The 15,276-nt window shown below is 54.8% G+C and carries 16 protein-coding genes; 12 read left to right on the top strand and 4 right to left on the bottom strand.

Annotation, left to right across the window (positions count from 1 at the left end):
* Positions 1–117: 117 nt before the first annotated feature.
* Both OGL92_RS21365 and OGL92_RS21360 read right to left on the bottom strand, forming a co-directional pair.
* Positions 118–1,146, bottom strand: a complete 1,029-nt coding sequence (locus OGL92_RS21365) for an ATPase, T2SS/T4P/T4SS family (RefSeq protein WP_263147727.1) — start codon at positions 1,144–1,146, stop codon at positions 118–120.
* Positions 1,143–1,949 (bottom strand): hypothetical protein, encoded by an 807-nt coding sequence (locus OGL92_RS21360; RefSeq protein WP_263147724.1) that lies wholly within the window; start codon positions 1,947–1,949, stop codon positions 1,143–1,145. The genes OGL92_RS21365 and OGL92_RS21360 overlap by 4 nt, the downstream gene beginning before the upstream one ends.
* Before the next feature lie 1,252 nt (positions 1,950–3,201).
* On the opposite strand from OGL92_RS21360, the gene OGL92_RS21355 reads away from it, so the two are divergent.
* The 9 genes from OGL92_RS21355 (at position 3,202) to OGL92_RS21315 (ending at position 11,408) form a co-directional block, all read left to right on the top strand.
* Positions 3,202–5,367, top strand: a complete 2,166-nt coding sequence (locus OGL92_RS21355; RefSeq protein WP_263147721.1) for a TraM recognition domain-containing protein — start codon at positions 3,202–3,204, stop codon at positions 5,365–5,367.
* 1 nt (position 5,368) lies between these two features.
* Positions 5,369–6,004, top strand: coding sequence for a ParA family protein (locus tag OGL92_RS21350; RefSeq protein ID WP_263147718.1), 636 nt, complete (start codon positions 5,369–5,371; stop codon positions 6,002–6,004).
* Positions 6,004–6,969 (top strand): ParB N-terminal domain-containing protein, encoded by a 966-nt coding sequence (locus tag OGL92_RS21345; RefSeq protein ID WP_263147714.1) that lies wholly within the window; start codon positions 6,004–6,006, stop codon positions 6,967–6,969. Before OGL92_RS21350 ends, OGL92_RS21345 begins: the two co-directional genes overlap by 1 nt.
* On the top strand, positions 6,969–7,415 hold the full coding sequence (locus OGL92_RS21340; protein ID WP_263147712.1) for a hypothetical protein: 447 nt from the start codon (positions 6,969–6,971) through the stop codon (positions 7,413–7,415). The genes OGL92_RS21345 and OGL92_RS21340 overlap by 1 nt, the downstream gene beginning before the upstream one ends.
* Positions 7,412–7,999: a TIGR03761 family integrating conjugative element protein gene (locus OGL92_RS21335; RefSeq protein ID WP_263147711.1), complete on the top strand. Its 588-nt coding sequence runs from the start codon at positions 7,412–7,414 to the stop codon at positions 7,997–7,999. Before OGL92_RS21340 ends, OGL92_RS21335 begins: the two co-directional genes overlap by 4 nt.
* 39 nt (positions 8,000–8,038) lie before the next feature.
* Complete coding sequence (gene topA, locus OGL92_RS21330; RefSeq protein ID WP_263147709.1) at positions 8,039–10,063, top strand: type I DNA topoisomerase; 2,025 nt, start codon at positions 8,039–8,041, stop codon at positions 10,061–10,063.
* Between the two features lie 357 nt (positions 10,064–10,420).
* Positions 10,421–10,771: a hypothetical protein gene (locus OGL92_RS21325; RefSeq protein ID WP_263147706.1), complete on the top strand. Its 351-nt coding sequence runs from the start codon at positions 10,421–10,423 to the stop codon at positions 10,769–10,771.
* A 143-nt stretch (positions 10,772–10,914) separates the two neighbouring features.
* Positions 10,915–11,142, top strand: a complete 228-nt coding sequence (locus tag OGL92_RS21320) for a hypothetical protein (protein WP_263147703.1) — start codon at positions 10,915–10,917, stop codon at positions 11,140–11,142.
* A gap of 50 nt (positions 11,143–11,192) precedes the next feature.
* On the top strand, positions 11,193–11,408 hold the full coding sequence (locus OGL92_RS21315) for a hypothetical protein (protein WP_263147701.1): 216 nt from the start codon (positions 11,193–11,195) through the stop codon (positions 11,406–11,408).
* Between the two features lie 170 nt (positions 11,409–11,578).
* Here OGL92_RS21315 and OGL92_RS21310 read toward each other — a convergent pair whose 3' ends face one another.
* Positions 11,579–11,959, bottom strand: coding sequence for a hypothetical protein (locus tag OGL92_RS21310; protein WP_263147698.1), 381 nt, complete (start codon positions 11,957–11,959; stop codon positions 11,579–11,581).
* A 116-nt stretch (positions 11,960–12,075) separates the two neighbouring features.
* Between OGL92_RS21310 and OGL92_RS21305 the strand changes: the two genes are divergently transcribed.
* Together OGL92_RS21305 and OGL92_RS21300 are read left to right on the top strand one after the other, a co-directional pair.
* Positions 12,076–12,639 (top strand): recombinase family protein, encoded by a 564-nt coding sequence (locus OGL92_RS21305; protein ID WP_263147696.1) that lies wholly within the window; start codon positions 12,076–12,078, stop codon positions 12,637–12,639.
* Positions 12,640–12,705: 66 nt separating this feature from the next.
* Positions 12,706–13,239 (top strand): hypothetical protein, encoded by a 534-nt coding sequence (locus OGL92_RS21300; protein WP_263147693.1) that lies wholly within the window; start codon positions 12,706–12,708, stop codon positions 13,237–13,239.
* 378 nt (positions 13,240–13,617) lie between these two features.
* Here the strand turns inward: OGL92_RS21300 and OGL92_RS21295 are convergent, their stop codons facing one another.
* On the bottom strand, positions 13,618–14,544 hold the full coding sequence (locus tag OGL92_RS21295) for a DNA-binding protein (RefSeq protein WP_263147691.1): 927 nt from the start codon (positions 14,542–14,544) through the stop codon (positions 13,618–13,620).
* A gap of 386 nt (positions 14,545–14,930) precedes the next feature.
* Between OGL92_RS21295 and OGL92_RS21290 the strand changes: the two genes are divergently transcribed.
* Complete coding sequence (locus tag OGL92_RS21290) at positions 14,931–15,209, top strand: hypothetical protein (protein WP_263147690.1); 279 nt, start codon at positions 14,931–14,933, stop codon at positions 15,207–15,209.
* Positions 15,210–15,276 lie beyond the last annotated feature (67 nt).

The following is a 15,276-nucleotide window of genomic DNA, read 5'->3' as shown; positions in this document are numbered from 1 at the left end:
TGCTCTTCCCCCCTGCCCCCGACGCCTCGCGGGCAAGAGCGGGGTTTACAAGGGGCAGCGCCCCTTGGTGTTCGGTCTGCCGTCCAGGGCGCCGCCCTGGTCCCCCGAAGGGACGCTCTAACCGAGGCGGATATGCTTCAACTCGGTTTCGTCGAAGAGAAACATTGGAATGATATTTTCGTCTTCAATCCGACAGATATGAGTGACTTTTCGACCCCATTTGTAACTACGCGCACAGTGGATCAGAAGCTGGACGCCGCCCAGCACCTGGTGCCCCGCCAACTCGTAGCTGACAAGGCCAGCAGAAGCGATCATGTACTGGATACGTCGAACGGCATCTGCAGGCCCATTCGCATGAAGACTACTGGCCCCGCCCGTATGACCGGTATTGCTTAGCTGTAGGAATGCATCAGCCGCGGCCGCATCACGAATCTCACCAACCCAGGCGCGATCCGGCCGTTCACGTAGCATCAGTTTAATGAGCGATGCTAGCGTGATCGGTTGCACACCCTCTTTCGCGCGGCGCTTAGGCGCTTCATGCTCTACCGCTCCTGGCAGCATCTGCTTCAAGTGAAGCTCCATCGTGTCTTCTGCGCTGATGACACGCTCACGCTTGTCAATAAACGCCGCGCACGCTCGCAAGACAGTCGTTTTCCCTGAGCCCGTGTTGCCAGACACAAGTATGGTGTCTCCGGCCTGAACCCGTCCTCTGATGTAGTTCACCATTTCCTGCGTCAACGCACCGAAGCGGACCAGATCTGCGAATGTATATGATTGACGCGGCTTACAGCGCAGAGTCATCGTAGATCCACTAGGCGTAACCGCCGGCAGCGTGCAGCAGAGGCGAGAGCCATCAGGGAAGCGTGCGTCCAGAATCGGATTGTCGTCATCCACCAATTGGTTGAGCCGGTTCCCTACCTGATAGATGAACTCTTGAAGGGCAAGCTCAGTCCCGAACGTGGCATCGACACGTTCAAGATGGCCATTGCGTTCAATCCAAACTTCGTCGTAGCGGTTCACCATGATTTCAGTAACCGTCTCATCAAGGAAGAATTTCATCACTGGATTGAAGTAATGCAGTAAAAGCTCCCAGCCTTGGCTATCACTCTCTGGCACCAGTCCTACTGCCGTTTCTACCATGCTCATAGCGAATAAAGCTCCTCAACAATAAAAGTGAACATCCTCGACTGATGTACCTGCACTGCATCGAAGTTCCGACTTGTTTCGAGAACAAGCCGAGTGCTTCCTTCGCGCATTCGATATATGGGCCAGACAGGTAAATCGAATTTTTCACGGTACAAGCGGCAAAGCGTTTCACCCGGAAAAATGTACAGAACTCGCTCGTAATGCTCCGAACGGATGTTCTTTAAGTGAGACAGGAAAATGTTGAATACGCGCGAGTTCGACTTGTGGTTCAACTCTATTTCGATAGCAACTGTGTGTCCATTCCTCAGCGTAAGGATCGCGTCAGGCAGCCGCACAGCCCGCAGATGTTTCAGTGTCTTCTCTGGCCGAATAGCTGCAATCTCCGGCATACGCCGGATGATTGCAGCCTGAACAGAAAACGAATGTATGAGCGACACCCACGCTGGCAAACGCCGGCGACGTTTCAATTCAAGTTCAGGAAGGAGCATTAAGGCGTACTGATAACCAGAATCTCCCAGGCCGTAAATTCGCCTGCGTATGCCGGGCGCAATTTCTATCTGCACGAAACCCGAGTTCTCTAGGCGTGCAAAGAATGCGCTTTGCCCATTCGCATCGACGCCAAGCATGGCGGCCAGAGTTTCCCGATCAGCGTAGTCAAACCATGCCAGCCATCGAATAACAGCCTCCATTTTCTCTTTGCTCCGGTTTATCGCCTCGCCCCGTGTCCAGAGGGACACGGGCTTCCCTTCTTTCTGATCTACCTGCAATGCAATCTCCTTGGCTAACAGCATTGCTGCAAGCAAGCCGAGTCCGCCGAAGGGCGGAGAACGGCCAGCTTGCAGCAATGCAAATGCTTAAACAAAAAATCGGTATCGCAAGCGACGATTTGTCGATTCCCCGGAGCAAGCAAGTCCAGCCCGCCGCAGGCTGGGCGAGGACGAAGTGCGCGCAGGGTGAATCGACGTCGGTGACGTCCGGACATTTCAAGCAACGCCGAGCAAGCCAAACCCGCCGAAGGCCGGGCAATGGCTATGCGAGAAGGAGCGAGGAAATGGGCCGAGACAAACCGACCAGCTCTTGCTCCCGAAGGGGAGCAGGCGCCGAAAGCGGCGCCGCCACCGATTAAAATGAGGTGGCTGCTTTTAGCGGCCAGCAGGCCGCCGCCAACACCCAAAAGGTGTTGGCAGCCTTCGGCGGAACGACGAAGGCTGCACATCGTGCTTCGATACGCGCTTGCGCGTAAAGAAGCACGATAAAAAGCTATCCGCACAGATGCCCGCCGCGCCCACGCGGCGGGCAAGGGAATAATCGCGCCCACGCGATTTTCCCGGTCTGCCTTTTCGGAGCCCGTCCAGGGCGAAGAAAAGGTGCGAAGCATGCGGACGGCAGAAGCCGCGCGCCCGTCCGGTGAAACCGGACCGCCCTGGTTCGGGCGTGGAACAGCAGAGCAAGGGAGGTACGACCGCAGCGATGCGTTGTGGAACGCCACGAAGCGGGGCGGTCCGGCTTTGCCGGACGGGCGCGCGGGTGAATTTTGATGACAAGCCCGTCCAGGGCGCAGGCAGCAAAAGAGGGTTTTTGCTCGCATGCGAGCAAAAACCCTTAAGAGCCTTGCGGGGCGCTCCCCCGCAAGGCTATGGGGGCCCTCAAGGGCGCCCACGACACCCCCGCTGGGGTGGCGGCTTTTGGCTTTTTGCCTAGCAAAAGATTCGCCCATTTTCTAAGCCTAGTCATATTGCCTTTGTATTGCTTTTCTATTGTTTAGCCTATTGCATAAAGATTAGAAAAGCAATAGTATTATGCGCATACATATGAGCATATATATGCGCATAAATTCAAAGGAAAGGCTAGAGAGCGATTGATTTGAAATGCGAGAGCCGTGTCACGACTCAAGCATTGGGGGCTTGATTTCGAGTTTCCGAATCGGAAATATGCCGACTCCCAGCAGGCAAAGGAAATGCCTTCGCCTAAGTCGACCCGAGTTTCCGAATCGGAAACTCCCTTTGGTGACTAAGTGAGTTTCCGATTCGGAAACTCCTTAAGTGAGATAGCGGAATGGAATTTCTACGGCTGATTTTATTGAATACCAACCCCGGCATTGCAGCAGTAATGTCGCTCCTTTTAGGCGTCCTGCTGGTTCTAAGCATTACTGGAGCCGTTCGGGAAACCAAGGAAACAACAGCGCTTGAGCTGTTCCTAATCTGGTTTCGGCGCGCAATGGTTATTCTTCTAGCCATGCTATTCCCGCTGACGGCAGCGGCGCTTTATCTGCTCGCTTACGTATCTTTCAGCCAGGATTGGACAGCCGCGACCAACTACATGAGCCTGTGGATTGCCGAACTCAAAACAGCCGCATCAGATATGTGGTGGTCGCTGATTGTTGTTTTCCTATTGCCCGTTCTCGTCCGGACAATCGTGCTGCGCTGGCTGCGCCCTGCCATCTCTTCGTGGACACGAAAATTCCGGGTTCGTCAAACCGGCGATGCGCTTTCAGATATTCGCGTTGAGGTTTCAAAGATCAAAGCTAAGGACTTCAACCCTCGCGACTACTACCGGGATGGAATGATGTTTCTCGGCCTGGATGGAGCGGGTCAACCAGTCCATATGGATGACGAAATATTTAAAAAAAATCATCTAAAGATCATTGGCCCTTCACAAACTGGTAAAGGCGTGAATCTTGGCGTCCTTCTGGATCAGGCAATCAAGAAAGGGTGGGGGGCATGGTTCGTTGACCTGAAACCGGACGACTTCATTTACGATATTATGCGGGAAAGCTGCGAAGATAATGGCCGACCTGCCCCGCTCGTTTTGGACTTTAACGGGGTTGGTGATGGCTTCTATGCTCCGTTCGTCAATGGCACCATGCGCGAACGCAGGGAGCGCGTTGTTAAGGCATTCACAATGGCCGATACGGGGCAAACAGCAGACTTCTATAAACGCATAGAGCGGGAGATTCTGGACTTTCTGATGCCCCTATGGGACGGCACGCTTAACAACCTAAAAAAACTACTCGAAGGAAAACACCCTGAAATAAGTGACGCTAAGCGCAACTGGATCCGCGAAAACTGCGGCAGCATCAAATCTAACGCCAGCGAATTCAGTCAACTTGAATCGCTTTGCGCGACCAAAGAACAGTCCTTTGATGTAGCCAGCGCGCTTCATAGCAGCCAAGTGGTCTACGTTCGTTCCCACATGAAAGACACCGTTGTTCGTAAGGGAACCGTTGCACTTTTAGATGAAGTCGTCCAGGTCGCATTGCGGCACCCCCTACCGAAGCATGTTTTGCTTATCGTTGATGAATGTCGCTTCGTTGTCTCTGACACTATGGCTGATGCCTTAGCAACCGTTCTGTCCAAGGGTATCAGCATAGGGCTTGCTTACCAGTCTGTTAAAGACTTGCTGAATCTTCCTGACAAATCCCTCAACGCAGAGTCGATCAAAACTGGTATCGAAACAAACACCCAGGTGACGATCAGCTATCGCGCAAATGATGACGAAACGGCGGAATGGGTTTCGCTGCAAACCGGCACCGTACAGAAGAGCGTAACCAAGCTGGAGAAAGTGGAAACCAACAGAGGGGGCGCTGAAGAGTGGAGCGCCGAAAGATCAGTTGGACAAGCGGAAGAGCAGCTGATTCCAGTCAACCAGCTACTCTCCCTCCCTCCGCGTGTGGGCGCGCTTATCCGCCCCAATACCCTCGCAACTCTTCTTTACACCTGCTGGGTCCCGGTTAAGGAAATGCGAGGTATGCCGAATCGCGGCGCAGCACTCGCCGCCATCAAGCCGACTAAGCCGGCCCCCCCAGCAAGCGCAACAGAAGGAGCCATCGCGGATCCCTTTGAGGATCCATTCGCTGCATCAGTAAGCGATGAATTTAACACTCCTGAGGCTGATCCATTTGCCGCACTGGATAACGCTGAGGCTGACCCCTTTGCCTCCCTTGAAGCCGGCAACACACTTACGAAAGCGGTAGATCCGTTCAACGACTACGACTCAAATCCGCTCGCTGAACAAAACGGCGAAAGCAGCAAAGAGCAAAGCAGGACGAGAAAGGCCGCCAAGGGCAAGCTAAGCGCCGATGAAGAGGCAGCAATTACGGCTGCTATAGCCGGCATCCTGGCTGATGAACAACCGCGACAACAGCAAAAATCCACATCGGATCAGCCTAAGCGAGAATCGCGTGTAGACCTGTCCGAACTTGATGACCTGGAGGGCATTTGATATGGCGCGAATTGCAGTTGCAAACATCAAAGGCGGCGTGTCCAAGACAACCACCGCCGTACACCTGGCCGGCGAAAGTGCGAAGCGCGGGCTGACTCTTCTAATTGATGGCGACACCCAACCCAACGCCGCCTCCTGGGCCGCATGGCGACGTGATGCCGGCCGGGAGCCGAACCCCACAACAATCATCCTTCGCGACCGCGCAATCCTGGATGAAGGTCGCCTTTTGAGCGCTAACTATCAAACTACCATCATTGACGTAGGCGGTCGGGACAACCCCGGCCTACGCTCGGCGCTACTTCTTGCCGATCTGGCTATCGTCCCGATTGGTGCTAGCGCCTTTGATGCTTCCTCGATGACTGACCTGCAGGAGCTCATCGGTATCGCCAAGGACTTCAATCAAGATTTAAAAGTTCGCGTGCTGCTTTCCCGTGTCGATCCACGCACAAAGACAACCGAAGCGGCGCAAATGCGTGAATTCCTCATCAATGAAGGGCTGGAGCTGCTGGATACATGTATCTGCGAGCGCGTAGGGTTCCGTCGCGCTATCAAGTCCGGCGCCACCATTGAAGAGTTGGGCGACGATCAAAAGGCTATTGAAGAAATGCAATCCCTGTACAACGAGGTACTGAACTGATGAAGCCAAAGCCAAATCTTGACGATTTCCTGGGTAGCACGCCGCCTGCGGTGGCGAGCATTCCAGCCGCACCGACCGATGAAACCGCGCTTGTAGTGATGATCCCGATTGAGAAGCTGCGTCCGAATTCTGATCAAGACCGCGGTGATGAGCATTTCGAGACTGCGGAAGCGCGCGAATACATCGGGTCCCTGGCTGCTTCCATGAGCCTTGACATTGGTGGCGGTAAGAAATTCGGAGTGCGCGATCCCATCAAGGTACGCCCCGAAGGGGATGACCAGCTCAACGAAATTATTGACGGCGAAAACCGCTGGCGTGCTGCCAGGCTCGCCGGCCTCGCCGAAGTTCCGTGTCTCATTCGCGCCGGCGACGATATTGAAGCGCGGATAGAGCACGTCACCTCCAACGCCCTCCGTAGCGACCTGACTCTGTGGCAGCAAGCCAACTCGATTCGTAAGGACGTAGAAGAGTTCGGACTTAGTACCGAGCAGGTACTTGTTGCCCACGGCCTGCGCAACAAGTCGCAGTTGAGCAAGGTTATGAGTGTCTTCAAGCTCTCGGAAGATGCTCAGGTATTCGTGAGGAAGGGATACGTCCAAGACGTGAACCTGATTTATGACCTGAAGAAATTGCCGGACAGCTTGCTTCCCAAGCTGGCCAAGCGCGTGCTCGACAAGGGTGAGTCGTTCCCGTCTGCGCTTAAGGCCGTGATGCCGAAAGAGCCAAAGCCGCCGAAAGAGCCCAAGTCCGGGGCAGGACAGAAAGCCGACGAAGGCGGGCAGGGCGACCAAAACCCAGGCGCCGCGGCTAACAGCATCGCTCTCTCCGTGGGGATCGAGGCCGCCACAGCTCTGGCGGTGCTGCTTGATGTTGAGGCCGCCGAAGGCATGGCCCCTGCCGAGCTGGCCGAACGCCTACAGGCTAAGATCAATAGCCTAAGCCTAGCCGAGCGGGAGGGCGAGTAATGCCACTGGTGCGCCTGGCATTGCCGGACGATTTCGAGCCATTCGATTTCATGGGGCGCACCATGTACCGCGTTCTTTGGTGTGATTATCTCTGCCCAGGCAATCCAACCGAGGATCCCGCAACCGGGGCTGAACTGTTTAACGAATGGCAATGCGCTATTGCTGCGGGGCACGATCCGCAATTAGAGCCAAGTCAACGTCTGGCTCTAATTGTTCGGTGGTGCCTGGATAGTGCGACAAAAGATGCCATTAAGTTGGCGTCAGAAATAATAAAAAAGTATAAAGGAAGTGCGTCTGTTATAACCCTTGAGTTTTCAAAAGATGACCTCGGGGAACCAGCACTAGCTTATCGGTATGAACTCGCATTCTTGAACAAACAGGTGATGGAGTTGGCTGCCGAAACTGTTATGCAACTTCAAAACCTCTGCAAAGGTAGTAGCGAATGAGCAGCATGGAACAGCAACAAGAGTACGATGTACGGGTTAGGGTACATGACCTCTACCTAATTATTCTCTGGGATACTAGTTACTTCGCGCCACGCCCCGAGGACAAGAGAATCTGCGGTCGCCGTGTTGCTGAAAACTTGTTCTCCCTTGAAGCGTTTGCCAGCAATCCGAAGCCAGGGTTTCGCATTGCCCAGGCCCTCGCAGAGAAATTGCGGCCCGAACTGGCCAAGCAAATCAAGGAAGTCGAAGAGCAGCTGAAAACGAGCTTGGTAGAGGTTAACCAAGAACTCAATGATCCGCTGATTAAAGCGGTTGATGTTGTGCTGCCAGAAAGCACGGCATACGAGTTAAAAATTGAGAAGGGCAGGGGAACTCCGCTCGTCAACAGCTTCATTCGACTATTTGTCTTGGCCGATCAAATAACCGCAACCCTTAAAGAGCTTCACTATCGCGGCGCTATTACGAAGAGCGAATATAAGAAGCGCGAAGATAAGTACGCAAAACCATTGCGCAAAGCAATGCACGAACTGAACTTGATCGTTAAACGGTACCACCAGCAGCGTAAGTCTCTCACTCAAAGTTGACGGCGGGCGTCGAGTTATATTTGCCACTCGGAGTTTCGGATGACTGATCTTATTATTGTTGAGTCTCCTGGCAAGGTTAAAACAATCGAAGGGTATTTAGGTGCTGGCTATAAAGTAGCCGCAAGCGTCGGCCATATTCGTGACCTTCCAGAAAACAGGATGGGCGTTCTCCCGCCAGACTTCCGCCCCGAATACGTATTAACTGAGCGTGGGAAAGAAGTTGTTAGTCGACTCAAGCGCCTGGCCAGTGAATGTAACACCATCTATCTAGCTACAGATGATGACCGAGAAGGGGAGGCCATCGCTTGGCATATCCAGCAGGCGCTCGGCCTGCAAAGCCCCAAGCGAATCACTTTTACCGAGATAACCAAGACCGCCGTGAAAGACGCACTGGAAAGCCCTGGCAGCATCGATCTCGCTAAGGTCGCCGCGCAGGAAGCCCGCCGCTGCCTCGACCGGCAGGTCGGCTATATGGTAAGCCCAGTTGTTGCTGAGCACCTTGGCGACCGCAGCTTTTCAGCCGGTCGCGTTCAATCCGTAGCGGTTCGTCTCGTAGTGGAAAGAGAAGAGGCCATTACATGCCACGTTCCCATTGCGTTCTACGGAGCATCGCTGTCCTTCGGGGTTTGGAAGGCCAAGTGGCAGACCAAGCCCCTGCTCCAGAGCGGGGAAGAATACTGGACGGACAGGGCATTCGCAGAACAGGTAGCCCAGCTCAAGCAAGTTCGCGTCGTATCGTGCGAGGCGACCGAAAGCAAGAGCAGCCCACCGGCTCCCTTCATTACCTCAACCCTGCAGAAGGCCGCAGGCAACGCTTGTGGCTTAGGGCCGAAGGAGACCATGAACGCCGCCCAAAAGCTGTATGAGCAAGGCGCAATCACCTACATGCGCACGGATAGCCCGAACCTCTCAAATGATGCTCTGAAGGGCATCGCCGACTACGCCCGAGCCAACGGCTTGCCGCTTTCCGAGACTCCTCGCAAGTTCAAGGCTAAAGGCAATGCCCAGGCCGCACATGAGTGCATACGGCCTTGCAGGATGGACGTTACTGAGACCGGAGAAACCGAAGAACAGCGCAAGCTCTACCACTTGATCTGGCAAAGAACCATCTGCAGCCAACTTCAAGACGCGCGGTTCGACGTGCGAACTGCTGTCCTGGAAGGCGTCGATAAAATCGACGGTAAGGTCATCACCCTTCAGGCCAGAGGCAAGAAGTTGGCATTCGCCGGCTGGAAAAGCCTGGTCGCCCAGGACGCCGCCGAGGATCCCGAGAAAGCTGCGGCAGACGAAGCCAGCGAAGCCAGCAACCCGGTACCGGATCTGAAGTCAGGGGATCAGCTGGACATAGACAGCGGTGAAGTAACTGAGTCGACGACCACGGCCCCACCACGATTCACGGAAGTATCATTGGTCGATGAGCTGGAGAAGCGTGGCATTGGGCGTCCATCAACTTATGCTGGAATCATTGAATACATTATTGAAACCAGGGGCTACGTGGAAAAGCTGAACAAGAGAGTTCCAGGGCCACTCAAGCCAACCCATCGAGCAGTACGCTTAATCAAGGCTACCAAAGGTAAATTCAAATTCCTTGAATATGAATTTACCAGAGTTGCTGAAGAGCAACTTGAAGCGATAGCGGAAGGCAGAACAACATTCAAATCCCTCGTAAGTAATGTGCATGGAAAACTTGCTAGTGAAATCGCCAATTATCAAAAGAATAACCCTGTAGCCCACCCATGCCCGCAATGCGGGCGTGGTTTGATGCTCAATACTCCTCAAAAGAAAAAGGATTCTCCGTGGTGGGGATGCAGCGGATTCAGTCCAGACGGTGACGGCTGTGACTATGCAGCTGAAGATAATAACGGTACGCCTGGGAAATCCCGTGCACCAGAACTAACTGAGTTTGAATGCAAGTCATGCAACAAACCGTTGATACATCGTGTTAAAGAGGGGGATGGCGGCTGGAGCTTCTTCAGTTGTTCGGGCTATAAATCAGGATGCCAACAAAGTTATCCCGAAAAAAATAATACACCCGACTATACTTCGCCAAAAATAAAAAGATAATTGAGCAACGGATAAATAGGAATTGCGCGAACAACTGGAGCGCGATACCAAGCGATTTACCGAAGTTTGAAGTACGCAGCCCCGCGTAAGCCTGAACGCAAGCCCTGGAAGCGCAGGCCAAGCCTGCGCGCGACCAGCGGTCGGAGTGTTTGTATTATCTTATCCGGCATCCAGCTGCAGCACACAAAATGCCATCAAATGGCCGCCACGCGCGGCCTTCTTTTTGTGCGGGCCGCCACGCTGCACCCCTTATAAGCACTGGCATATAGCCCTTTCATACGCTAGGATTGTTCCGTCAGCGTTTAGAGCACATGGCTGACTGAAATGCTCTACCACTAATCGTTATAAGGAAAAACCATGTCTGGTATTCACCTAAACTTCCAATCGTTTGACTCCATCTACGACTTTGCTCCTGGTATTGAGTCTGCTGTTGCAGAGACTCATGAGCCGTATGCAATTGCATACCTAACCTATCTTGGCGCCAAACCTTTTGGTCATGCCCAGATTCACCAGAAAGTTCAAAGTGATGGCTCCATAAAATCCGAAAAAGTCGAGGCTTTTTCCGACAAGCAGTTCCTGTATGTATGCCGCACTATCAACGGCATTACTCGGGTATTCAAGTACTATGCTCCTACCGGCCTGCTTCTAGTTGAAGCTTGTCGTATTGCAGAAGAGCATTACAAAATGTCCACTCTCGGTCTGCACTGATCTAGATTGGGCACAAACGAGATAGCTTCGGCTATCTCGTTTTTTTTTATGCCAGCAAGAAAATTATCTGCTATATTCTAACCCGCAGCGTTAGAGCACTCGGCTGCATATCTGCTCACCATCAACTTATAAGGAGTTCCATAATGGAACGCACTGAAGCTTATCAGTTTATCGATCCGCGCGAAGGTGAATATGGTGTTTGCTATAGCATGCCCACCCTGGAACAGGCACAACAGCTCGCGGCAGAGAAAGGTTACTCTGGGAAAATACGCCAGGTCATAACCGCATTCCAGCCGAACCCGCCTCGTCGTGAACAAATTGACGGGTGTGAATGGCAGGACATTGATGAATATCCGGGAATACCGTTCTAGGTCGTCAGGTTGTCTTGGCTGCTTAATCTTCTCTAATAACTGGAGTTAATATGGCATCTCTGCACACCCAACACGGCGAACTAGCTCGTGTTCATTGTGAACTGACACTACCCCTGCAGATCCTTTACAGCCGTGCCGGTTATTATATCGGTACTGTCTGTGAGGATGGCTTGCCTTGTTCTCGGGAGTCGAGGGAGTATTTCGATACACAACAAGCTGCTGAAATTGCTTTGCAGAACGGCACTTGGACACAATACGAGCTATAAACCTAGGTAATCTCTGGAGCACGAAAAAAGGGGCTAGCAATAGCCCCTTTCTTTTGCCTGGCGGCGCCCCCCGGCTCTTTCGCTTGGCAGACTTCGCTAGCCAACCGAAAGAGCCGGGCCGATCAATACCGATCCTCTAAATACGCCATTTTCTCTACTATCACTCATGCTTACCATCCCTGTTGCTGCTTGATTCTCCTGCAGGTACCGAGTTGGCTGGCAACTGCCTCATCTAAGTTCTGTGTCTCGCTGGATGTAGCGTCCACAGTCTTCGGGTACTGCGCTTTCACCTGCTTTAGCTTTGCCTGAGCAACCTCTAGCTGTTCGATGCACAGCCCCACGTCCTCCCGGCCAAGAATGAAAGTACCCGGAAATTTGCCCGGCTTGCCTTTCGTCCGCCCCTCATAAATGGCCCTGGCCTCATCTACCAATTGGGCGGCGGTATTCGATTCCGCTTTCGCACAGCCGGCTAGTTGCGTAGCCAACGCGGCGATAATCACAATGCACCTCATCATATGTCCCCGTAAAAGAAACCATCGTTTGTTTTCCACGCTCAAGGGATCCAGGCCAAGGCCGCTTAACCGCTACCGCGAGCGAAAGAAAGACGTATAAAATTCAAACGTAAGTAAACGTACCTTTTCTTTCCATTACGCTCAAGGAGCTATCCATGCTGATCGGCTACGCGCGTGTCTCTACAACCGATCAGGCTACATCCCTCCAGTTGGACGCACTGCGGGCGGCCGGCTGCGAGCGGATCTATGAAGAGAAGGCAGGGGGCGCCGCAGGAAACCTACGGCCAGAGCTGGATCGATGCCTGGACGCGCTGCGCGGCGGGGACACGCTCGTTGTATGGCGGCTCGACCGCCTCGGTCGAAGCCTGAAGGAGCTGGTGGCCATAATCTCCGACCTGCAGGAGAACGGAGTTGGCTTTCGCTCGATCACCGAGTCTCTGGACACCACCAGTACAGGCGGACGCCTGGTGTTCCACATCTTCGCCGCCCTGGCCGAGTTTGAAAGAAGCCTGATTCAAGAGCGCACAAGAGCAGGGCTCTCAGCAGCCCGTGCTCGAGGTCGACAAGGTGGACGCCGACCAAAGCTGAGCAACAAGGATGCTCAAAAGGCGCTGGCCATGCTATCGGATCCCAGCATCACAAAAGCCGAGGTCGCCGGCCATTTCGGCGTCACCCGTCCGACGCTGAACGCAGCAATAGCGAAGCTGGGGGCATCGTAGAATGCAATCATTTTTGTGCTCGATCGCGCGCGCCTGGTCGAAGAAATGCCATCAGAAGGGCGAGCCATGCCGTACTTCCCGCCGATAACCGCCAACGGCCTGACCTATGACCTGACTCACCTGGATCCGCTGACGCTTCAGGTGCAAAGCGACATGGCCAAGAAGACGCTGCGCGTTGGCGTTCGCTTCAGCAACCATTGCTTCACCAGCGAATATGACGCTACGGCACATCCTGCAGGCCTTCCGGTGCTGCTCGATGCCGGCCAGCGACAACGCAGCTTCTGCCACATCAGGTATGACCTCTCGCACCAGTTGCCCGCCATCGTCCAGGGCCTGGCTCATCCGAGAATCCAGGTGTGGCAAACAGCGGAACGGCGGAACTGGGTCTACTCGATGACGGTGACTAATCCTGCAGGCCCTTATCACGTCTTCTTTGAGCTACGGCGCTCGCATGATCGGGCCTATGACCTGGGCATGGTCGTTGAAAGCGCTTACCCCGAGGATCCCGCACGGGGTGGCCCGAACATCCTGGGCAAGATGGGCTTCGTTCTGCTGTGCGGAAAGGTCTACACCGGAAAGCCGGTGGCCACGAAACGATGAATGAGGAATGACAATGCCGGATCGTAATTTGCTGCTGGTCGCCATGAGGGCAGGGGCTGATAAGGCGCCGGCCGTCACGGTGGCCCACGTCCACCAGCTGCAACAGCATCAGGTTGTTTGTGTATTTTGACGTACAGGCCCGGGTGGTCGCCTCGTCGCCGGCCAGGCCGGCGACGAGCTCCAGGTGCAGCCCTCGGGCAGGCCCATAAACGAAAAAAGGCGCCCAGGGCGCCTTCGTTCGTAGAGCTATCCGGACACCACTTTCGACTCGCCTTGCGCGAGTACGGCTTTCGCCGCTGGGAAGCGCTCAATCTCATCCGGTCAGTCGCTTCGATGGCCCTAGTATTCCACTAAGCGCGCCCCCGATCAACCCGGAGACTACTCGACCTTCTTCTTCGGCTGGGCCGACTTCGGTTGGGCCAGCGCCTTGTCCAGGGCCAGACGGACTTCGCGTAGCTCGGCGCGGGCCTCTTTGGCTTCCCCCCGCGACTCTTTGGTCTGTTCCATGGCCTGGGCAGCCTCGCGCTGCGCACTGGATAGCTCTGCCCGCGCGGTCTGCTCACTGATCCTCAACTGTTCCACACTCGTCTGCAGAGCTTCAACACGCTGCTCGGCGCCAGCTAGGCGCTGCGCAAGATCCTCACCATGAGCACGCTCGTCTGACAGCCGAGCCTCTGCCACGGCCGCACGCTGTTCGCTGGCATGAAGTTTCGCCTCTACAGCCTGCAGAGCCTCGATGCGGGCCCTCAGCTCGCCCACCTGGGCGAGAGCAGCCTCCAGGCGGACTTCATCCTTGGCCACCGTTTGCACAGCCTGATCAGCACGCTGACGCTCGCCCAAGAGCTGAGCGGTCAGGGTGTCCAGCTTTTCCTGCGCGACCTGGGCATCCCGCACCCGCTCGGCCTGCAGCGCGTCTAGGGCTCGGGCCTGGCTGTCGTTTTCGCTGCGAGCCTGCTCTAGGGCCTGTTCCAGATCATCGGCCCGAGCCTCAGCAGCGCGGCCAGCCTCAGCTACCGCCTCGGCGTCAGCCTGGACATCGGCGGCGCGATCCTCCGCGGCCTGCGCCGCCGCAGTACTGGCAGTGCTGACCTGCTCAGCAATGAGCGCAGCAATACGGGGATCCAGTTGAATGTCCGAGGCCCGTATCAGGGGCCGACCAGCCTTCCATTCGTTGAGCAAAGGAAGTACCGCATTCGGAGAGCCCCCACCCAGGCGCTCGATCACCTTGCGAACGGAAGGTTTTTCGCCGGCCTCGACCAGGGCCTGCGCGGCTTGCGCAACGGATTCAAACGAGACAATGGCCATGCTGATTACACTCCTTCGTTATCTGGTATCTGTTACGATAACGATATTATAACAGATAACAGATAACATTCAAATAACACTGTTATTACACTGCCGCCACCCTGGCTCACCTGTGCCCCCAGGGCGACCACCAGCGCAACGAAGAAACGCGCAGACTGGGCCCAGCCAGGGCAGGAAAAGGCTTTCGGGGTGGGAGGGAGGATTCTGAACTGCCGCATACAAGAACAGAGCTGCAAGGGATCAGCTTCGCGAAGCATGATTGCATTTCGATTACTGGCTTCACGAATTAGCACAAAAATGATTGCATTCAAGCAAATGGAATGCAATCATCCTTCTCGATGGCCACCAACGCAGGTAGCCGAAATGATTGAACAACGAGGGCGCCGATGGCACTGACAATCCGTGACTTATCCGAAGCTGACATTGCCAGCTTCCAGGAGTTGACTGGCAAGAAAACCGCGTCCGGCGCACTAATCCAGGCCGCACAGATTGGCGTCACCGCCTCGGCCGAGCTGAAACAGGCCCGCCAGACCATCAAGATGCTGCAGGCCAGCCTCGATACCTACCGTCAAACACTCCAGCAGCTCACGCCGCTGTGCCTGAAGATGGTGGATCTGGCCGCGCAAAAGGATCTCTTCACCGAGGGCATGACCGATGACGACTGAAACCACTGCAGGCCGTACCGGCGTGGTGGCCGACGCTTGGGCAGCGTTCAAGCGTTCCACACCGCTC

Origin of the sequence: Pseudomonas sp. RIT-PI-AD (assembly GCF_025642785.1) — a bacterium.
Lineage (GTDB): Bacteria > Pseudomonadota > Gammaproteobacteria > Pseudomonadales > Pseudomonadaceae > Pseudomonas_T.
This window is presented reverse-complemented; position numbering and strand designations above follow the sequence as displayed.